This window comes from Anabaenopsis sp. NIES-4685 (assembly GCF_059725405.1).
In genome coordinates this window covers 4,204,623-4,225,756 of sequence record NZ_AP043602.1, presented here as the reverse complement: position 1 = coordinate 4,225,756, position 21,134 = coordinate 4,204,623, and the positions used below count along the sequence as shown (strand labels likewise).

Sequence of the window (21,134 nt, the reverse complement as noted above, 5' to 3'; positions counted from 1 at the left end):
AAGCTATAATAAATTTTAATCTCATTTAATCTCAGTTTTATATAGTCATCCTATTTGACTTGAGAAATTATCAGTGAGGAAAGGGAACAGGGAACAGAAAGAATGTCAGATATTAATGATTTTAAAGACTTAATGATTTGGCAAAAAGGGATGGATATTGCTGAAAGCTTTCTCCTTCAATATCCGGGGAAAGGACACTTTAATTAATAGCTGCTATATAAAACCTAGACAAAGCTAGACTTTACTTTCTACTTCAAAGGGGGTATGGGAGCGGTTATCCCTGGTGTAGACTTACACGCCTTAGCCAGACGCGATTGTGTTCCAATTAAGTTTCTGAAAAAGACTACCACCATCATTGCTTGGTTTTCGCGTCGGCAATAGTCTCAATTCAATACTTGATATCACCCTATTATATTAGGACTTACGCATTGACAGAATCAACCAAATATTATCTATGAGTTTCGGGCATTTTAACCTGATTTCTTGATTATTTTTGAGCGATCGCGAAGCGCTGCTGCAAGCAGTTCGCTACTGATCGGAAGTTAATCGTCAGAACCCTGAAAAGTGAGTTCTAGGAAGGTCAATATGATTAATTAAAGATTGTGGGTGTGGATTAATAACGCCTTTGCCACAATTTGATGGTTTTATCCCTACTCCCAGAGGCTAATGTGCGACCATCCGGGCTGAAGGCTACTGAATCAACCCAATTTGAATGTCCTGTGAGGGTGGCGATTTTCCTTCCCGTGGCGACATCCCACAGTCGGATGGTTTTATCATTACTCCCAGAGGCTAATGTGCGACCATCCGGGCTGAAAGCTACTGAACTAACGTGACATGAATGTCCGGTGAGAGTGGCGATTTCCTCTTGGGTTGCTACATCCCACAGTCGGATGGTTTTATCATTACTCCCAGAAGCTAATGTGCGACCATCCGGGCTGAATGCTACAGACCGAACCCCTTTTGAATGTCCGGTGAGAGTGGCGATTTCCTCTTGGGTTGCTACATCCCACAGTCGGATGGTTTTATCTAAACTCCCAGAGGCTAAGGTTTTACCATCTGGGCTGAAGGCTACTGAACGAACCGAATCTGAATTTCTGGTGAGGGTGGCGATTTTCCGACGGGTGGCGATTTTCCACAGTTTGATGGTGTTATCCCTATATGCACCTGCAGAGGCTAAAGTACGACCATCCGGGCTGAAGGCTACTGAACTAACCCCAGAACCTGAATGTCTTCTGAGGGTGGCGATTTCTTCTTGGGTTGCTACATCCCACAGTTTTATGGTTTTATCCCCACTCCCAGAAGCTAAGGTTTTACCATCCGGGTTGAAGGCTACTGAACGAACCGTACCTGAATGTCTTCTGAGGGTGGCGATTTCCTCTTGGGTTGCTACATCCCACAGTCGGATGGTCTTTTCGGAATCGACGAAAACACTCCCACTCCCATAAGCTAATGTTTTACCATCCGGGCTGAAGGCTACTGAACGAACCCCATCTGAATGTCTGGTGAGTGTAGCTATCTCCCGCCATAAAAATAGTTCATAAGCTTGTAAAGCATCAATAACCTGAATAGACTTATTGTCTTTAGATCGCAGGAGATTATAAGCGACATACTTGACATCATCTGATTCATCTGTGGTTAAAGCTTGGAGAACTAAATTAATCCCATCATCCCCATAGTTCAAGGCTTGGGATATCGCATTTATCCTCACCTTGGGGTCAGGGTTCTTATATCTCTGTCGCGACGGAGATAGTTCATAAGCTTTTAAAGCATCAATGACCTGAATAGACTTATTATCTCTAGAGGACAGAAGATTATAAGCCGCATCCTTGACATCGGTTGATTCATCTGTAGTTAAAGCTTGGAGAAGTAAGTTAACCCCATCTTCCCCATAGTTGAGGGCTTGGGATATGGCATTTATCCTCACATTGGGGTTAGGGTTCTTATATCTCTGCTGCGCCCCTTGGATTCCCCCTAAGACCAGGGCATTTTCTGGAGCGTTACCAGTACCACCTAGTACTACATCAAATTTCCCTGGTTGTGGCTCGTTCATCTTAGGTTACCACTGGTAGTTAATTTAGTATTGGAGGCATTATATAATGACGTGTCACCCAATACTTGTCACGTGTAAAGGTAATTGTCAAGAATTATTAAAGTACCTATACCAGTAACTTACCAGTGTGTCATCACCTGCTAACACTGTTAAAATCAACATAACGGTAATTATAAGGTATCGCTGTTTGGGGATTTGGGGAATGCGATCGCGCAAGCGCTGACTTGTCAGTTCCCTTTTACTGAATACTTTCAATTAACTTAATATTATTTCTCAACCATTCATTGACTAAGATTTGCACATCAATGTTTTTTTCCTGAGCAATTTTCTTGATAAAATTCTCAACATCTGGTTCAAGGTAAATCGGATAATGAAAAGTCGCATCAGGATTATAAAACTTACCTTGTTCAGCTTGTGAAAAATCATATTCTGCTTTCATGACCTTCTTCCTTGATAATTCTGTTGTTCATTAAAAGTTGCTTTTAATTCCACTTCCGGTGAGGGAAGCGGTCTAAGAATTACTTGGTACTGTGGCTTAAAGAGTTTATTAAGTTTCCATTAATTCCGCTTTTGCGTTTTACCCAGATAAAGTTCATTGTCTATTAATAATAGAGTCATTAATTGCTCAAATTTTGTATCAGCAATCCCAATGCACAAGGACAGTCAACAGTCAACAGTCACCAGTCAACCGATCGCGATTCAAACTTCCGTGTTGCTCCGAATCATGCAGATCGTCACAACTACCTACAATCCCTATCAGGGATTCAAACTAACTGCTAACTATGTGCGATCGCCTAAACAACAACCATGCCCTAATCACCAGGGCATTTAACAAAAAAACAAATGGAGAAAAACAAATAATTTTTAATCAAATATAAGTTTAACCTCCCCTCACCCTTTCATATTCTTGAAGAAATGTCAAGGAGAATTTCACACTACCCCACCTATTGACTAGGTGGGGATTTTACACTTAGTCACAATTACTGATAATTCCTGTTAAAATTAAACATTCAAATACTAACTACCCTAGACCACTATCTAGATTCTCTCCTCACAACTACTTATAACCCCTCTCACGACAAAAATGATATATTTTCTTATTTTCTCAAATTCACAAACCCAAAAGTGATATATTTTCTCATTCTATTCTCCTTATCCTATCTAGTCACAATCATTTAAAATTTCTATCAAAATTTCCATCAACCCAAATCTTAACAGTGATAAAATTTACAATTACCTATGAATCCCTATCAGGGAAAATAACTAGGGCGAAAAAAAAAGGTTTTTTTTTCGCTTCCTGTCGTCATCACCCACCATACTTACCAGTGATTCAACAAATTACACCACCCTACTCCATATATACCCGTAGAGTAAACTTATCCATAATCCCTATTAGGGATGCCAAATTTTCACAACTCGTCCCTGTATTTCTTCACCCAGCCAAGGTGTATTACCAGAAAGTGTATAGAGGTTCCGGCGTTCCACCTTCCAGGTTTTCCGTGGGTCAAATAATATCAGTTCCGCCTTTGCACCGCAGGTAATTGTACTAGCTTGCTGTTGCAAACATTTGGCGGGTTGGGTACTCAGCGCACCCCATAATTCTAAAGCCGTAAGCTTCCCAGTCTCTACTAAATTCTGCCAGAGTAAGGGTAATGCCAACTCATAACCGATCGCCCCTGGGGGTGAGGAGGCGAAGGCTTGCATTTTTTCCTCATAGGTGTAAGGTGCATGGTCTATGGCGATCGCATCTATGACACCGTTTTTCACCCCTGCCTGTAAAGCCTTGACATCACTGGGGTTACCTAAAGGAGGTTCCAACCTTAGACTAGTATTATAACTGGCTATTGCCGTCGTGTCAAGTAATAAGTGCATCCAAGTAGTGCTAGCGGTGATGGGTAAACCCGCAGCCTTAGCGGTGGCGATGAGTTCCACACTGCGAGCGGTAGACACCCGCATAATGTGTACTGGTGTAGCTGTAGCGGCGACCAATTCTAACAAAGCAGCCAGGGCGGTAGTTTCCGCGCTTGCTGGTACAGGGGGTAAACCGAAACGCAGAGCCGCGACACCTTCGCGCATCACCCCATGACCCGATAATAGGCGATCGCCAGGGGAAAAAGCCACCGGTTTACCCCAGGGTTGGAGATACTCCAGGACTCGGTGTACAAACCCTAAATTATCCCAAGGCTGACCATCTGTAAAACCCACGACCCCCGCAGCAGCTAAATCTGCTAATTCCGTCAATTGCTTCCCCGCTAAATCTAGGCTGATAGCTCCCCAAACGTAAACTTGAGGGTGTAACTTTAACTCCCCCTCCTGTTTCCGGGAGTGGGCGTGAGGGGGTGGGGTTTGCTGCAACTGTGTTACCATAGCCGGATGGTCAACAACTGGAGATGTATCTGGGAGAATAGTAATTCTGGTAAACCCTCCCGCTGCTGCGGCTTGTAACATAGATGACAGCGTTTCTCGCTGTTCAAATCCCGGTTGACTACAGTGACTATACAAATCTACTAATCCTGTGCCCAGAATTAATCCCTGACAATCTTGAATAGTAGTGTCACCGGGAATATCAGAAATATCCGGGGCGATCGCGGCGACCTTACCATCAGCTATGAGTACATCAGCTATCTCGTCAGATTTTAAATTAGGATTAATTACCCTTACTTTTTTTAGCAGTTCTGTCATAAAAATATGGTGGTAAGCGGGAAAATCAGCAGCTTTAGCCCTGAGAGGGAGGCCAATTGGTGGTTTTAACCACCATGGTCTTTTCTGGTCAAAAGACTTGTTTTTTACAAAGCGCCAGCCGCAGTTTTATCTAGTACCCCTCCACTTAAGTGGCTGGTAATATTCATTGCTTGTAGCACTGGTAACCCATCTATTCCAGATGGATAGTCAATTACACTTACAGCGCCATTACCTTGGCGGAAGTTCCAGAAATTATCAGTCGATAAACCGAGAACGTGACACAGCAAAGTTTTATTAGTAGCGTCGTGGGCTACCACCAAACCCGTTTGGAGTTGTTTTTCCATCGCATCTTCTATAATTCCTTGCCAAGCTACCACACTCCGCTGCCAAACTTGCTCTAGGTTTTCCCCTTTTGGCATTTGTACCTGGGCGGGTACTAGTCGCCAGCGCTGCAATTCTCCGGGGAATTCTTGCTCTATCTCTGTTTCTAATTTACCTTCCCACAATCCGTGACTGATTTCTCTCAAACCATCTTGTAACTCTAAGTTTATACTAGGATGGTGGTTCAATATCAATTCTGCGGTTTCCTTGGGGCGGAGCATGGAGCTACTAACAGCAAAATCAATCACCACATCTTTGAGAAATTCTCCGGCTATTTGGGCTTGTTCTCTACCATTATCATTGAGGGGGATATCTATTTGCCCTTGGAATCTAGTTTGGCGATTCCATTCCGTCTCCCCATGACGTACCAACAACAAACGGACTCCCTGATGTCCCGGTCGCAAAGAGGGTAAAGTTTCCCCTAAGTGTTGGGTCTGATTCAGAGATTCTAATTGCACCGGTTCCCCTAAACCACCAGCAAAATTCAGGACGCTAATACAACAGTTAGATTGCTGTAAGCTATGGTAACGACTGGGGGAAATACCCAAAGCTGTACTAATCAAAGCGCGATTAATGCCATTATGGGCGACTATGAGGATAGTTTCTCCTTGATGACGGGGTAGAATTTCCTGCCAAAATAACCGCGCTTGTTCATAGATAGCTAGGACAGGAAAATGTTCCGTTGTCCCATCCTTGACCAACATCCGCAATTCATGGGGGCGTTGTTTCCAGGTGCGGTAGTCTTCAGTAAACTTTTCTTTGACATCAGCACTGAGCATTTCTGCCCATAAAGGTAGATCAATTTCCATCAGGTTATCAGCAACTTGGGGAGTTACAGACTTTGTAGAGTCTGTTACCAACTCACTGTATATAATCTCAGCTGTTTTTTTAGCCCGCTGGAGAGGGCTGCTATAAATAGCACTAAAATAAATATTACTGAGGGCTTTTCCTACCTTACTAGCATCTGCACACCCTTTCTCTGTTAATCTTGACACGTCAGTACGTCCTTGGATGCGGCGCTCGATGTTATAGCTGCTTTGTCCATGGCGCACAATGATGACACGGGTCATCGGTTTTGCCCTCCTGTATTTCAAGGAATAATTCTACAACGATTGCTCTTCAATTGAGCATTTTGGCAGACAGATTCACACCTAGGGGTGAATCAAATTTGGCGCAAGTCATGTAGATTTCAAGGTGAATACCTGAGAAGTTATATCAATCATGCTTCATAAAACTGTAATTCTCCTACTGCTGCTGATTTCTGCTCATAGCTATTCAAAATCAGATCAATTTCTAGAGCGAGGTTCAGGTAGGTGAGAACCCACAATTCCCCACCAGAGTAGATACCCGGAATTTCTGGTTGGAAATTCCGGGATCTGAAACTGTGGTTATGTAAGCATGAATAGTGCTAACCTTGACTTTCGTGAAAGGCTAAAAATTGCTCCTGGTTAATTCGCCCACACTGATACAGTGTTTCTGTAATTTCCGCCAGTGTAAACACAGAATGAGCTTGATAACCATGATCTAGTAATCTCGCCTTTACACCTTGTTCATGGTCAATCAAGACTATAATATCCCTAACATTCAATCCTGCTGATTTTAACTTTTCGGCACCTTCCATCACACTTTTGCCCGTGATCAGAATATCATCAACCACCGCCACAGTCTCACCAGGATCAAAATTACCCTCAATTAACCTGCGGGTTCCGTGTGCTTTCACTTCCTTGCGCGGAAAAATTAGGGGACAATGTAAACGCAAAGATAAACCCGTAGCAGTGGGTAAAGAACCGTAGGGAATACCTGCTAATCTGTCAAACTCAAGAGAATTTAAAATTTTCTCATAAGCAGTGAGAACCTGATTAAAAACCTGGGGATTGGAAATAATTTTCCGTAAGTCAATGTAGTAAGGAAAAGTGGCTCCCGATGCTTGTACAAAACTACCAAACATGATGCAGCCGACATCATAAAGTTTTAAAATCAAGTCTTGTTGGGGGTGGAGATTGACAACAGAAACATCAGGTAACCACACAGTACAGGTAGAAGTTTCCGAGAAAATTTCACTTTTAGCTTGATTAATCTCTGCACGTAAGGACTGGATATGATCAGCTAATTTGGGTTGACTGAACATATCTTGAGGAACAGGAATCAATAACCCATCACCGTGACTATTTAACCCAGCTGCTAAAATTTCCTTGATATTGATATTACTTCCCCCAGCCCAAATACTCCGGGCCATAATCAACCTTTCCGGCGCAACTGACCGAATCCGAGCTAAAATCTCAGGGTTTGTCGTCCCCACCTCCAAACCTAATTGTTCTGGAGTTCCCCAATTCCTAGACTCCTTGACTACCTGTAAATATAGAGGTAATTCTTCTGTGGGATATTTTTGTAAAGCTTCTGCTCCCGCATTAGAAGTGCAGCATAAAATAAATACCGCTTGATCAAGGTAAACTAAAAACGGTGCTACATGGTCTTGTCCTGTATAAGGACTCAGGGTCACAGCATCCACATTCAATTGTGTAAATACCCTGCGAGCAAACACACTGCTGGTATTTAAATCACTATGTTTAGCATCTAAGATAATGGGGATATGACTAGGAATAGCTGCTAAAGTTTTTTCTAGCAGTTCTAAACCTGGAACACCCAAGGCTTCATAAAATCCTAAAGTTGGTTTATAAGCACAGACAAAATCAGCAGTTTCGCGGATAATCCATTCTAACCAATTATGTAAATCAGCAATGATATCCTCAGATTTATAATCTGCTGGTAGGAGTTCTGGATTTGGATCAAGACCTACAAATAGTAAACTTTGATTTTGGAATATACTAGCTTGTAATTTATCAAAAAAGTTCATTTTTATAGTTACCCTGGGTTGTATGGTTTAAAAAACCCTATCTTATAGCACCAGTCGGCTCAATCCCACTCCATCAAAATACAGCCCTAGCTTACCTATACCTATGATGGTCTTTTTTGTGCCTATGGCTTACGTTACGTGATGCTATTGTGCGGGAAAAATCATAAGATTAGTCACTAGGATAGCAAGTTTAAAGAGGGTGAGATAATCATTGGAAAAACTATTAAGGATAGCCAAAATCATTGATATCTGTACTGAGCGCATTGGCAAATTAACCAGTGGACTGGTGCTAGTCATGGTCATACTTGGCGCATGGAATGTTTTAGGGCGATACTTAGGGCGGTTGATTGGCATTAATTTAACTTCTAATGCTTACATAGAAGCCCAATGGTATATTTTTGATTTAATTTTCCTCTGGGGTGCAGGTTACGCCTTAAAGCATAATGAACACGTCCGAGTGGATGTGTTTTACAACAATTGGACTCCCCGGCAGAAAGCACTAGCAGATTTACTGGGAACAGTGTTATTTTTAATTCCATTTTCTCTGATGGTGATATTTTTTTCTTGGGGTAGTATCCTGGCTTCCTGGGAAACTTGGGAAACATCCCCAGACCCTGATGGTTTACCCCGCTACCCCATCAAAACCATGATTATTGTCTCCTTTGTGTTGTTGATTGTTCAGGGAATTTCTCAGGTAATTAAAAACTTGGCCATTCTTCAAGGTAGAGTCGATAGCGATCGCCATATCCCCGGAGGAAAATCATGACACTAGATTATGAATGGCTAGGGCCTGCTATGTTTGCGGGGGCTTTGGTGCTGTTATCCCTGGGATATCCCGTAGCTTTTTCTCTGGGTGGCGTATCAATTATATTTGGCATAGTGGGAATTGCCCTGGGTGTATTTGACCCGATATTTTTAACTGCCATGCCACAGCGGATTTTTGGCATCATGGCTAATTATACCCTGTTAGCTATCCCTTACTTTATCTTTATGGGGTCAATGCTGGAGAAATCCGGCATAGCTGAGAACCTGTTAGAAACTATGGGGATTGTATTAGGACGGTTACGGGGGGGACTGGCTTTAGCTGTGGTGTTAGTGGGGGCGCTGTTGGCAGCAACTACTGGTGTGGTGGCTGCAACGGTGGTGGCTATGGGGTTAATTTCCCTACCCATTATGCTGCGTTATGGGTATAATAAAGAATTAGCCACTGGTGTAATTGCGGCATCGGGTACTCTGGGGCAAATTATCCCCCCTAGTGTGGTGTTGGTGGTGCTGGGTGACCAGTTAGGGGTTTCTGTGGGTGATTTATTTATCGGTTCCTTGATTCCCGGTTTAATGATGTCCGGTGCTTTTGCTTTACATGTGCTGATTGTGGCATTTTTAAAGCCAGATTTAGCCCCAGCTTTACCGGCGGAGGTGCGCAACATTGGTGGTAAAGCCTTGGGAAAACGGATATTTCAGGTCATGCTACCGCCGTTAGTTCTGATTTTCTTGGTATTGGGTAGTATCTTTTTTGGCTTTGCTACCCCTACAGAAGCCGGTGCTGTAGGTTGTCTAGGTGCGATCGCACTTGCTGCTGCTAACGGTCAGCTAAATTTACCATCTGTGGCTCAGGTTTGCGATGCCACTTTAAAAATTACCACCATGGTAATTTTTATCTTATTGGGTTCCACAGCCTTTAGTCTAGTGTTCCGGGGGTTGAATGGGGATCAATTTATGTTTGATCTCCTAGCTAATCTTCCTGGGGGAACTACGGGGTTTTTGATTGTCAGCATGGTCACAGTATTTATTCTCGGCTTTTTTATTGACTTTTTCGAGATTGCTTTTATTGTTGTCCCCCTATTTGTCCCCGTAGCTCAACAGTTAGGTATTGATTTGATTTGGTACGGTGTGATTTTAGGCGCAAATCTGCAAACTTCCTTTCTCACACCGCCCTTTGGTTTTGCATTGTTCTATCTGCGTGGTGTCGCCCCCCCAGAAGTCACCACATCTGATATTTATCGGGGCGCTATCCCCTTTATTTTGCTGCAAATGCTAGTTTTGGTGTTAATAATTGCTTTTCCGGGGATTGTCAGTTTTTTACCGAATTTAGGAAGCTAATTGATCAACTCATTGAGAAATTAGCATAACTCAATTCATTGACACGGTTCCAGTCAAAAACTTGTTGACGGAATCCTTTCCACTGTTGGTAAACTTCCTTAAAGGTGCTGTCCTGACTAGCATTTTCTTCTAGGAACTCAAAAGAGGCTGTTTGAGATGCTTGCATAATTTCCCGACTGAAGGGAACTAATTTAGTCCCCCTGCGGTCAGTCTGGTTAATGCTTGGCCATTTAAAGCGTCATACTCAGAGAGCATATTCATGTTTGCTTCATAAGCTGCTGTCTTGAGGATGGCTTTGGTATTCCGGGGGTAATTTATTCCAAGCAGTACGGTTAACTAAAACATCTAATGTCGGTCCTGGTTCCCACCAACCGGGATAATAGTAAAATTGGGCAGCTTTGTGTAAACCCAGTTTTTCATCATCGTAAGGACCGACCCACTCAGCTGCATCAATTGCGCCCCGATCCAGTGCTAAGAAAATTTCGCCTCCTGGTAATACTTGCACATTTACACCCATGCGAGCTATGACTTGGCCGCCGATTCCGGGAATACGCATTTTTAAACCTTGGAAGTCAGCCACAGTGTTAATTTGTCGTTTAAACCATCCCCCCATTTGCGCCCCGGTGTTACCAGCGGGAAAGTTAATGATGTTGAAGTCACCATAAATTTTTTGCATGGCTTCTAGTCCCCCCCCATGATACAGCCAGGAGTTCTGTTGTTGGGCGTTGAGTCCGAAGGGTACAGTAGTAGCAAAGGCTAAAGCTAGGTTCTTTCCGGTATAATAATAACTACCTGTATGCCCACATTCTACTGTTCCCGCTTGCACCGCGTCCATAACTTGTAACCCCGGTACTACCTCCCCCGCAGCAAAGGGTGTAATGGTGAAACGTCCGTTGGTCATTTCTCTGACTCGCTTGGCAATTGTATCTGCACCGCTAAATATACCTAGAGATTTCGGCCAACTGGTGGCCATTCGCCACCTGATATTGGGCTGACTGGTTTGGATGTTGGCGGCAGTTTCGGTACGACCACATGCCGCTAATGTTACCGCAGTTCCTGCGGCGATCGCAGCTGTGTTGAGAATTTGGCGACGTTTAATCATGCTTGGTAAATTTATCAGCGCTAATTGGTGGGTTATCCGTAATTTACCAGTTTTTTACAATCTAGCTGCACGTAAAGCCGCACCAATTAGCCCTACTTCTTGGTTAAGAATAATATGCACGGGTATATCTTCCAGGATGGAACGCATCCGCCCTTTTTGGCTGAAGTTTAACAGAAAATTACCGTTTTTCAGGAGGGGGAGAATTTTGGGCGCGATTCCACCTGCAATATATAAACCACCATAGGGGAGTAATTTTAGGGACAGATTACCCGCTTCAGCGCCGTAAATATCCACAAATAATTTTAGGGCTTCCACTGACAGGCGATCGCTCCCTTCGACCGCTGCGCCACCGATGACCGCCCCCGGGTCAACGCTTTTTTCCATCTGTCCGGCTTCTCTTTCCCAGGTTCTGACAATTTCCGCAATTTCTGGTGATTCGCTGTATACTTGGCGATCGCGTAAAAATTGGTAAATTGCCACTATCCCCTGTCCGGAAACCACCCTTTCTACAGACACCCGTTGAATATCATGTTTATCCAGTAGATATTTCAACAGCTGAAATTCTAGCTCATTGCGGGGGGCAAAATCCCCGTGTCCACCTTCTGAGGGAAACACCTGATAATAGTTCCCCTGTTTAATCAGAAACCCTTGTCCTAAACCAGTACCAGCGCCAATAACAGCAATGGGTGCTTCTTGTTTGTGTTTCCCAACTTGCAAGGTTAGCAGGTCTTTTTTACTTAATCCGAAAATACCGTAACCCACAGCGGCAAAGTCGTTAATTAAGCACATAGAATCAATGCCTAATTCTTGTTTTAACCGGGAGGTATCGAGAAACCAAGTTAAGTTAGTCAGCTTGGCTGTATTATCTACCACTGGTCCGGCGATCGCAAAACAAGCTTTTTGGGGTGTGGGGGTATGAAGCTCAAGGAGGAACTGCTGGACTAAGGGGACTAAATCGGGAAAATCTCCACTAGGGTAAGTTTTCTGTGCAATGGTATGTAAATTTACAGCGTCCACCAACCGCAAAATAGTTTTAGTGCCGCCAATATCTCCTGCTAGTAACAAAGTCATAGAATTGAGGATGGGAATTAATTAATTTGTCTGTGCAGTCAAAAATCCTCATTCAGGATTTGAGCAAATCGAACCACTTCCGATACTTTTTTGCTAACATTCATTAACAAATACACTCTTTAAGAGAGGGCGTATCAACTAATGCACGAAGGAAAATCCTCTATATCCATCAAGTGGGAAGTATCTCCTTTTAGTTCTAGCAACCATTCAGGTCCTGGCGCAGGATTTTCACTAAGGAACATAAAGAAGCCGTGACTTCTGTTTTAGCAATGTCCCCTACTAACCCCATTGCAGCACCCTGTACAGATGCACTATGTCCTACCAGCAAGATATTTTCAGGATAGCATTCACTAGCCAACAATTGGGCAGTTTTTCCAGAACGCTCTTGTACTTGTACCTCAGTTTCTGGATATTCAGCGCTGACAACTGGTGTATAATCAGAATCTATTCTGGGGAATAGTGCCTTTAACTCAGAAATTGAGTGTATTTCCGGTGCTTCGGTCATCCAGTGGGGATTTAACCACTCACTCAAACCTGTTTCTAGTTTAATCCCTAAATTTAAAACTTCTGCCACGGCGTTGGCTGTTTGTACAGTGCGCATAAATGGGGAAGCGAAAATATGAGTAATGGTTTCTGTTTGCAGACGTTGAGCTAACTGCTGAGTTTGTACTATACCATCTTCAGACAAAGGCGGGTCATAACGTCTGACTGCTGTGAGAAACCACTCAGGGTGAACGAAATCCAGACGGTTAGCGTGTCTGGCTATCCAAACTATTTGATTCATAAAACCATTTCATCGCCAGTTTCCTAGATCACCTAGCCCGTGAATTGTACCATGAAGCGGCGGTCAATCCAGTCTTTCCCACACCAGAAAACCCAGTGAGGGGATGAAGTCAAAGCGCCTCTAGTGGCGATCGCTCGTTTGTCCCCAGTCCCGATTAAACTTAAATATTCTGGCTGTGGTCTATAGACTTTCAAAGATTTACCTGATAATATTCTTTGTAAATTCTCAAACAATGGTTTACCCTGGCGGCTGCGGTGGGCGTTGACTATGGGCGATCGCTGCTCTTAATCCCTCGCGTTTGTGGTAGGGGCGATAGCGAAGCGCTGCTGCAAGCAGATCGCACCAGCGCTGGTGATAAACCAGCCGGGGAATAAATTAAGCGTCTGAAAGCGAAACTCCACTAAAAGTGGAGTATTAGGTAACATAAAATACTCTAAGCAATGATTTTTTACCATATTTATAATGTGAGAATTAACACTCAGTCGGATAAATCCGACTTTAGCTATTAGACAGGGGTTTCTAACCCCTGGCTTCTGCTGACCCGTCAACCGTCAACCGTGACCCGTCAACCGTTACTTATTTACCCCAGTACCCCGGAGATAAAATCATTAATTTCGGCTCCCGTGTTTCTTGGTCCTGTGAGTTCACTGGTAAACAGATTAAAGGTAGTTTGCAGAATCGCATTGACGTTAGGATTATTCTTAAGTAACAATCCTTGACGAATTAAGAAAATATCCCCCCCAGTCACTTGCTCATTACCATCAACGTCAAAGGCTAATCTGTTAACCCCATTGGCGATCGCACTTCTCAAAGCTGCACCTGTGGTATTTGTAGCTCCCACAGTTTCAGTGCTAAAGAGATTAAAGGAACTTTGCAGAATCGCATCGACGTTAGGATTATTGCGTAACAGCAGATATTGGTCAATCAACAATAAATCAGCACCAGTCACTCTACCGTTACCATCAATATCCGCAGCAAGTCCACTGACTGTTGATGTATTATCCTCAACAATTAAACTATAACTACCCATACTACCATCAGCGGCATTTTCCCCTGTTAAAGGATCATATTTAGCAGCATTAGCACTTGCTCCATTGACACCTATGTAGTAAGGTGTACCTCCTATCACATCCGCCTCAATCAAACTACTAGTAGTCTGATCATTTTCATTATCATTAGCAACCAGTTGATTCCCCACAGCATCGAAGAATCTTAAAAATGTGTCCGCACTAAATGCTTCGTCGTTTATTGTGCGAATAGTTACCGAACCGCTAGTGGTGGGGATAAACTCATAAATATCAATATCATTCCCACCCACCATGAGAGTATTATCGTATCCGATGTCACCATCAATCATGTCGTCCACAGCAATGCTGGTGATTGAACTTTTGGTAGTGTTATCAGACAAAGTAGTAAACTGATTTGGAGGGAGGACGTTGATACTGAGGGTGTATTCTCCCGTCTCTCCCCTAAAACCACTACCCAAAAGGAAAGGATCAAAATTACTGTTTCCCAAACCAGAAATGGCGACAAAGTAATCTGTATCCGCTACAATTCGTAACTGTAGGCGAGAATTTCCCTCCCCGTCAGGGGTATCGTTACTCGCCAGGATATTCCCATCCTGATCAAAAATGCGGGAAACTAACCTTACCCGCGGGATTACCAGGGAAGACACAGCGTTGATGTCTAAGATTCCTGCTGTGGGTGACTTAATTCTGAAAAAATCGACATCGAGATCGCCTACTTCATAGGTACTATCGCTATCATAGTCCTTGCCAATATGACCAGGAACATTGTTGACTACAGGTAGGGGGATATCACTCCGAGCTTGGGTAATGCTACCATTGAGTCCTTATTCACGAATTGAATAGTTAAATCATACTTACCATCGGCTTCAACCGGGGGGCGATCGTTCAAGTTACGGGGGTCATAGTTAGTATGACTGAAATTAGAAACCCCAATGTAGTAGGTTTCTCCTCTGGTAACTTCAGCAGCGATAAAACTATCTGTGTTGTGTCCTACACGAGTTGTTCCCGTGAATACTAGTTGGTCAATGTTGGTTTCATTGCTTTCGGATAGTACATTACTGACAAATAACCCATTATCATTAGAGAATAGTTCTTTCCCCTGTTTATCAAAGACCCGTAAGTAGGTGTTGGCAAAGTTATTGTCGTAGGGGGTGTCAATATCAATTAATAACCGTCCGTTGTCAGGAGCGATGACTTCATAAAAGTCAACATCGGAGGTTCTCACGGTCAAATTGCCATCTTTGCCATCTTTGCCTAAAAATTCACTCACACTGTAAGGTGTGTTGTAAGTACCAAAAATCACATTAGTGGCGCTACTAATTAAGCCATTGGTATCGTCATTAGTTAAATTGAAGGAGATGGCATATTTTCCTGTGCTCCCGCTATCACGGGGTTTATCTTTATCTACTTTGTGAGGATCATAAGATCCGTTCCCTTCACCGCTAACTCCCACATAGTAATTCCCCAGTTGATCCTTTAACTCTAGTTTAAATAAGTTATCTTTACCACGGTGAGCGTCAAAGAGGATTTCATCTCCACGATCATTGAATAAACGCAATAAGAAGGATGGATCTGATGGATCTTGTAATTCAACAGTGAGGACACCGGGGCTAACTATATTGAATTTATAGATATCAACATCAGTATCCCCTATATTAGTATCTATGCCATCAGATCCCAGTTCACTATTTAGCACAATGGGTGTGGTGGCATTAGTATTAATGTTGCCTATATCGATAGGACTTGTCAATGTACCATTAATATCGCCACCGTCTGCGGAGGAGGATAAAACGCTATTAGGTTCTGGGTTCCGGATATATTCAATGGCTTTATACACATTCACCCGGGTATATATGGTATTGGTAGCAGGGACACTACGAGTGGGTTGATCATCAGAGATTTCATCACCAGTATCGTGGAGAATCTGACTAATTTCCGTAGGGGATAGCCTGCTACCGCGAAACCTCATGGCTGCTTCCTGCATCAGTGCTACTATTCCAGCTATGTGAGGAGAAGCCATACTAGTTCCACTTTGGTGACCAGAGCGATTACTAGGAAGCGTACTGAGAATTCCCTCACCGGGGGCAAAAATAGTCTTTTTATAGATATTGATTGTATCTAGTCTTTGGCTATTAGCGGCGATTTGACTATTATTTGGCGAGATACTACCGACATTTAAGGTACTGATAATTGCTGGTATTCGTACACCTGACTTGCGGAACTCTTGATAGTCATTACCTGTTGCGGAAACAATAGTAACTCCTGCTTCTTCTAGGCTACGGATTTCATCACTTATTGGAGATCTCTGAGCGGTATCAGTATAGGCTCCTTTTGATCCCAAGGATATATTCACAGCCACAATGTTGTACAGTCGCTGATTTTGTTTCACCCATTGCAAGGCTTGTTGTAGATGTATCAGGTTAAAATCTCTTTGACGATTCGGAATGACCTTTAATCCCAATAATCCTACCCCAGGTGCAATTCCATAGCTGGGATTACTAGAGCCTATTGTGCCGGAAACATGAGTTCCGTGAATTTGTCCATCGTAGGAATCAAGGGCATTGTGGTAAATCTTCCGCCGCGCTGAGTAAAGTCGATGAATCCTTTAAAGTTATTGATGATATCTCTATGGGATCCCTCTATTCCCGAGTCGATAACTGCTACCGTAAATCCACTACCATCAAGCCAATCTTTGTAATTTTCATCGTGGCGTAAGCGGTCAACATCTATGAGGTCAAAGGCTTTATTTCCCGTGGAGGGAGCATCATCATTTTGAATTGTCCCCGTAGCAGTAGCTGTGGTAATGGTGCTGTTAGTCGCACCTGACAAAGTAACGGTAAAGGCTTCATCTGGTTCTACTAACGTGTCACCACTGACATTGACTGTAATTACTTGAGATCTTACCCCATCTGCAAAGGTGACCGTACCTGTGGGGAGGGTTCCGCCAAAGTCGGCGGCGTTAGCGGAGTTTTCACCTGTACCTGTAACCGCCCAGTTAGCAGTGCTGATACCTGTATCCACTGTGCGGGTAACTGTGAAGGTGAAGGGGGTAGTACCTGAGTTACCTTCAGCCCTTGTTGCATCATTATTGGGGTCGATCTCTAGGACGGGGAGAACATCATCATCTACATCTGTGACTGTAATGGTGACATTACTAGCAGTGGAGGTATTCCCTGCTGCGTCTCTAGCTCTAATTCCCAGTGTAAAACTGTTGGGTAAGGTTTCAAAGTCATTGGCTGCAGCGGCGACTCCTGCTGCTGTCAGGGTAATTACGCCACTGTTGTTAATGCTAAAGAATCCATTGTCGTTACCACTGTCAATGGTATACCCTGTAACAGCTACGTTATCGGTAGCAGCTACGTTTCCTACTTGGTAACCTGTTGCTTGGTTTTCTGGGTAGGTGAAGGTTTGACTGGGGTTGATAACAGGGTCGGTGTCATCTACATCTGTGACTGTAATGGTGACATTACTAGCAGTGGAAGTATTCCCAGCCGCGTCTCTAGCGGTAATTCCCAGTGTAAAACTGTTGGGTAAGGTTTCAAAGTTATTGGCTGCTGCGTTGAATCCTGCTGCTGTCAGGGTGATTACGCCACTGTTGTTAATGCTAAAGAATCCAGCTTCGTTACCACTGACTATGGTGTACCCTGTAACAGCTACGTTATCACTAGCAGCTACGGTTCCTACTTGGTAACCTGTTGCTTGGTTTTCTGGGTAGGTGAAGGTTTGACCAGGGTTGATAACAGGGTCGGTGTCATCTACATCTGTGACTGTAATGGTGACATTACTAGCAGTGGAGGTATTCCCTGCTGCGTCTCTAGCGGTAATTCCCAGTGTAAAACTGTTGGGTAAGGTTTCAAAGTTATTGGCTGCTGCGTTGAATCCTGCTGCTGTCAGGGTGATTACGCCACTGTTGTTAATGCTAAAGAATCCAGCTTCGTTACCACTGACTATGGTGTACCCTGTAACAGCTACGTTATCACTAGCAGCTACGGTTCCTACTTGGTAACCTGTTGCTTGGTTTTCTGGGTAGGTGAAGGTTTGACTGGGGTTGATAACAGGGTCGGTGTCATCTACATCTGTGACTGTAATGGTGACATTACTAGCAGTGGAGGTATTCCCTGCTGCGTCTCTAGCGGTAATTCCCAGTGTAAAACTGTTGGGTAAGGTTTCAAAGTTATTGGCTGCAGCGTTGAATCCTGCTGCTGTCAGGGTGATTACGCCACTGTTGTTAATGCTAAAGAATCCATTGTCGTTACCACTGACTATGGTGTACCCTGTAACAGCTACGTTATCACTAGCAGCTACGGTTCCTACTTGGTAACCTGTTGCTTGGTTTTCTGGGTAGGTGAAGGTTTGACCAGGGTTGATAACAGGGTCGGTGTCATCTACATCTGTGACTGTAATGGTGACATTACTAGCAGTGGAGGTATTCCCTGCTGCGTCTCTAGCGGTAATTCCCAGTGTAAAACTGTTTGGTAAGGTTTCAAAGTTATTGGCTGCAGCGTTGAATCCTGCTGCTGTCAGGGTGATTACGCCACTGTTGTTAATGCTAAAGAATCCAGCTTCGTTACCACTGACTATGGTGTACCCTGTAACAGCTACGTTATCACTAGCAGCTACGGTTCCTACTTGGTAACCTGTTGCTTGGTTTTCTGGGTAGGTGAAGGTTTGACCAGGGTTGATAACAGGGTCGGTGTCATCTACATCTGTATCATTACCTTGAGACACATTCAAAACTATGTCCCCTGTATTGATATCATAGCCATCCACTGCTATTTGATAGGTGGTTCCAGATATAGCATTAAAGCTGACTCGACTTTGCCTACTTTCATCAAAATCATCATTTTCCGCCACGAAAGTTAAGGTATTAACCCCATTCCCCCTGTAGACAGAAAGAAATGTATCAAAATTACTCCCTATGGTGTCAATGGTCACAGTTCCTGATGTTGGCGCTGTCCAACTCCACCAAGCTGAGTTAATTATACCTGACTGGGCTGGTTCTCCGCTTTCTCCTGTGAATCCTATATTGCTGCCAGTTTCCGAGGTGTTTGTACCTGTGATGGTGGTACGATTGGCAAAGGTATCATTGTTTGTGGTACCAGCATCATCATTAATAATTGTCCCCGTAGCAGTACCAGTGGTAAGAGTAGCGTTACTGGGGTTAGATAGGGTGACGGTAAAGGCTTCATCTGGTTCTACTACTGTATCACCACTGACATTGACTGTAATTACTTGAAATGTTTCCCCCGCAGCAAAGGTGACCGTACCTGTGGGGAGAGTTCCGCCAAAGTCGGCGGCGTTAGCGGAGTTTTCACCTGTACCTGTAACCGCCCAGTTAGCAGTGCTGATACCTGTATCCACTGTGCGGGTAACTGTGAAGGTAAAGGGGGTAGTACCTGAGTTACCTTCTAACTGCGTGAGATTGGCGGTGGCGATTATTATAGATGGTTGCTCAGTTGGGGATTGAGTAAACTCACTTACATCTAATAATATTTGCAATCCTGAACCACCATCAGCGACATAGGCGTAGTTCCCCACTACTTGTACACCCTCAGCACTACCAGAGGTATCGTAACCGCCGGTGCGGGTGGGGAATTCGGGGTTGCTGATATCAATGACTTGCAATCCTGAATCCCCATCAGCGACATAGGCGTAGTTCCCCACTACTTGTACACCATAAGCCAAACCAGAGGTATCGTAACCCCCAGTGCGGGTGGGGTTAGTGCGGTTGCTGATATCTATGATTTGCAATCCGTCCCAAAAATCAGCGACATAGGCGTAGTTCCCCACTACTTCTACATCAAAAGCCAAGCCAGAGGTATCGTAACCGCCCGTGCGGGTGGGGTTAGTGGGGTTGCTGATATCAATGATTTGCAATCCTGCATCCCCATCAGCGACATAGGCGTAGTTCCCCACTACTTGTACACCATAAGCCCAGTCAGAGGTATCGTAACCGCCGGTGCGGGTGGGGAATTCGGGGTCGGTGATATCGATGACTTGCAATCCCTCCCAACCATTAGCGACATAGGCGTAGTTCCCCACTACTTGTACACCCTCAGCACTACCAGAGGTATCGTAACCGCGGGTGCGGGTGGGGTTGGCGGGGTTGCTGATATCGATGATTTGCAATCCCTCCCAACCATCAGCGACATAGGCGTAGTTCCCCACTACTTCTACATCAAAAGCATAGCCAGAGGTATCGTAACCGCCGGTGCGGGTGGGGAATTCGGGGTTGCTGATATCGATGATTTGCAATCCTGCATCCCCATCAGCGACATAGGCGTAGTTCCCCACTACTTGTACACCCCAAGCATAGCCAGAGGTATCGTAATTACTGAAGGGAAAAACATTCAATACCCCCATATAATTCTTCAATGTCGCACCACTCAAAGGTACTGACACCAACCCATGATTTACCTCCAAATCCCAATTACCCCCCAGGGTAGGGTGACCGGTTTTGCTGGTGGAAGCACTAATAATACTTTGGGTCAAGTCCTGTAACTTCTGGATAAATTCTGCCCCCGCATCCCCTGCAGCCACTTCACAGCCATAGAGACAGATATGGGGAATTGACCACTGCTGTAACTGTGGTTGATATAAATTAAGATTCTTTAAATTAACTTGACTGTTACCTAAATATAGACATCCCGGCGCACCGTGAGAAATGATATGGAGAGTGTCACAGTGGGGATGTGCTGTTAAAAATCTAGTAATTTGGGTAATACCATCCTCATCAGGATTGAGGATGACAGTGGTTATACCAGGTATAACACCTGCTGCTAGGGTTTGATAGTCGGATACAGCCGAATCAATAAATACAACAGACACGGGGGTCAGGGTGTGATGGGTAGTAGATAGCATGGTTTAAAAATACAGGTTTGGGACTGGCTTTATTACGTTTCATAGTCCAAAAAATACCATAATTAAATTAATTTATTGATTTAATTTAATTAATTAATTCTCAAATATTCTTCATAATAAGCCGTTACTTTTATTATTAATGTGATAATTAATACTTAGTCGGCTTGATCCGACTTACGCTTTCAGACAGGGGTTTCTAACCCCTGACTGCTGTGGGTGTT

The 21,134-nt window shown here is 43.9% G+C and carries 11 protein-coding genes and 4 pseudogenes; 3 read left to right on the top strand and 12 right to left on the bottom strand.

What is annotated here, in order from left to right:
• Positions 1–613: 613 nt before the first annotated feature.
• Together AC6IZ0_RS18230 and AC6IZ0_RS18225 are read right to left on the bottom strand one after the other, a co-directional pair.
• A pseudogene (locus tag AC6IZ0_RS18230) lies at positions 614–1,516 on the bottom strand (WD40 repeat domain-containing protein); the annotation flags it as partial.
• A gap of 772 nt (positions 1,517–2,288) precedes the next feature.
• The gene (locus AC6IZ0_RS18225) at positions 2,289–2,489 is read right to left on the bottom strand and encodes a hypothetical protein (protein WP_497724258.1); all 201 of its coding nucleotides are present in this window, start codon (positions 2,487–2,489) and stop codon (positions 2,289–2,291) included.
• A 210-nt stretch (positions 2,490–2,699) separates the two neighbouring features.
• Here AC6IZ0_RS18225 and AC6IZ0_RS18220 point away from each other — a divergent pair, with 210 nt between their 5' ends.
• A complete protein-coding gene (locus AC6IZ0_RS18220) occupies positions 2,700–2,882 on the top strand; it encodes a hypothetical protein (RefSeq protein WP_497724256.1) in 183 nt (60 codons plus the stop codon).
• Positions 2,883–3,442: 560 nt separating this feature from the next.
• Here AC6IZ0_RS18220 and AC6IZ0_RS18215 read toward each other — a convergent pair.
• The 3 genes from AC6IZ0_RS18215 to AC6IZ0_RS18205 form a co-directional block, all read right to left on the bottom strand.
• On the bottom strand, positions 3,443–4,732 hold the full coding sequence (locus AC6IZ0_RS18215; RefSeq protein ID WP_497724255.1) for a dihydroorotase: 1,290 nt from the start codon (positions 4,730–4,732) through the stop codon (positions 3,443–3,445).
• A gap of 104 nt (positions 4,733–4,836) precedes the next feature.
• Positions 4,837–6,183: a histidine phosphatase family protein gene (locus AC6IZ0_RS18210; protein WP_497724253.1), complete on the bottom strand. Its 1,347-nt coding sequence runs from the start codon at positions 6,181–6,183 to the stop codon at positions 4,837–4,839.
• Between the two features lie 338 nt (positions 6,184–6,521).
• Positions 6,522–7,967, bottom strand: a complete 1,446-nt coding sequence (locus AC6IZ0_RS18205) for a bifunctional orotidine-5'-phosphate decarboxylase/orotate phosphoribosyltransferase (RefSeq protein ID WP_497724252.1) — start codon at positions 7,965–7,967, stop codon at positions 6,522–6,524.
• Between the two features lie 211 nt (positions 7,968–8,178).
• Here AC6IZ0_RS18205 and AC6IZ0_RS18200 point away from each other — a divergent pair, with 211 nt between their 5' ends.
• Positions 8,179–8,733: a TRAP transporter small permease subunit gene (locus AC6IZ0_RS18200; RefSeq protein WP_497724250.1), complete on the top strand. Its 555-nt coding sequence runs from the start codon at positions 8,179–8,181 to the stop codon at positions 8,731–8,733.
• Positions 8,730–10,067: a TRAP transporter large permease gene (locus AC6IZ0_RS18195; RefSeq protein WP_271733637.1), complete on the top strand. Its 1,338-nt coding sequence runs from the start codon at positions 8,730–8,732 to the stop codon at positions 10,065–10,067. The genes AC6IZ0_RS18200 and AC6IZ0_RS18195 overlap by 4 nt, the downstream gene beginning before the upstream one ends.
• A 4-nt stretch (positions 10,068–10,071) precedes the next feature.
• On the opposite strand, the pseudogene AC6IZ0_RS18190 reads toward AC6IZ0_RS18195, so the two are convergent.
• From AC6IZ0_RS18190 to AC6IZ0_RS18160, 7 genes and pseudogenes are all read right to left on the bottom strand, one after another.
• Positions 10,072–11,166, bottom strand: a pseudogene (locus tag AC6IZ0_RS18190) (TRAP transporter substrate-binding protein).
• A 57-nt stretch (positions 11,167–11,223) separates the two neighbouring features.
• Positions 11,224–12,240 (bottom strand): glucokinase, encoded by a 1,017-nt coding sequence (locus tag AC6IZ0_RS18185; protein WP_497724248.1) that lies wholly within the window; start codon positions 12,238–12,240, stop codon positions 11,224–11,226.
• 134 nt (positions 12,241–12,374) lie between these two features.
• Positions 12,375–13,024, bottom strand: a pseudogene (locus AC6IZ0_RS18180) (histidine phosphatase family protein).
• Positions 13,025–13,056: 32 nt separating this feature from the next.
• A pseudogene (locus AC6IZ0_RS18175) lies at positions 13,057–13,272 on the bottom strand (FAD-dependent oxidoreductase); the annotation flags it as partial.
• A 332-nt stretch (positions 13,273–13,604) separates the two neighbouring features.
• Positions 13,605–14,699: a hypothetical protein gene (locus AC6IZ0_RS18170; protein ID WP_497724246.1), complete on the bottom strand. Its 1,095-nt coding sequence runs from the start codon at positions 14,697–14,699 to the stop codon at positions 13,605–13,607.
• Between the two features lie 125 nt (positions 14,700–14,824).
• Entirely contained in the window at positions 14,825–16,561 is a 1,737-nt protein-coding gene (locus AC6IZ0_RS18165) for a S8 family peptidase (protein ID WP_497726099.1), read from the bottom strand.
• Positions 16,558–20,913, bottom strand: a complete 4,356-nt coding sequence (locus AC6IZ0_RS18160; RefSeq protein WP_497724245.1) for a DUF4347 domain-containing protein — start codon at positions 20,911–20,913, stop codon at positions 16,558–16,560. The genes AC6IZ0_RS18165 and AC6IZ0_RS18160 overlap by 4 nt, the downstream gene beginning before the upstream one ends.
• Positions 20,914–21,134: the final 221 nt, after the last annotated feature.

What these genes read in the sequence shown, in the direction of transcription:
- AC6IZ0_RS18220 (WP_497724256.1), top strand. Translation starts at nt 2,700, where the DNA reads ATGCACAAGGACAGTCAACAGTCAACAGTCACCAGTCAACCGATCGCG.
- AC6IZ0_RS18160 (WP_497724245.1), bottom strand. Translation starts at nt 20,913, where the DNA reads ATGCTATCTACTACCCATCACACCCTGACCCCCGTGTCTGTTGTATTT.
- AC6IZ0_RS18205 (WP_497724252.1), bottom strand. Translation starts at nt 7,967, where the DNA reads ATGAACTTTTTTGATAAATTACAAGCTAGTATATTCCAAAATCAAAGT.
- AC6IZ0_RS18185 (WP_497724248.1), bottom strand. Translation starts at nt 12,240, where the DNA reads ATGACTTTGTTACTAGCAGGAGATATTGGCGGCACTAAAACTATTTTG.
- AC6IZ0_RS18210 (WP_497724253.1), bottom strand. Translation starts at nt 6,183, where the DNA reads ATGACCCGTGTCATCATTGTGCGCCATGGACAAAGCAGCTATAACATC.
- AC6IZ0_RS18195 (WP_271733637.1), top strand. Translation starts at nt 8,730, where the DNA reads ATGACACTAGATTATGAATGGCTAGGGCCTGCTATGTTTGCGGGGGCT.
- AC6IZ0_RS18225 (WP_497724258.1), bottom strand. Translation starts at nt 2,489, where the DNA reads ATGAAAGCAGAATATGATTTTTCACAAGCTGAACAAGGTAAGTTTTAT.
- AC6IZ0_RS18215 (WP_497724255.1), bottom strand. Translation starts at nt 4,732, where the DNA reads ATGACAGAACTGCTAAAAAAAGTAAGGGTAATTAATCCTAATTTAAAA.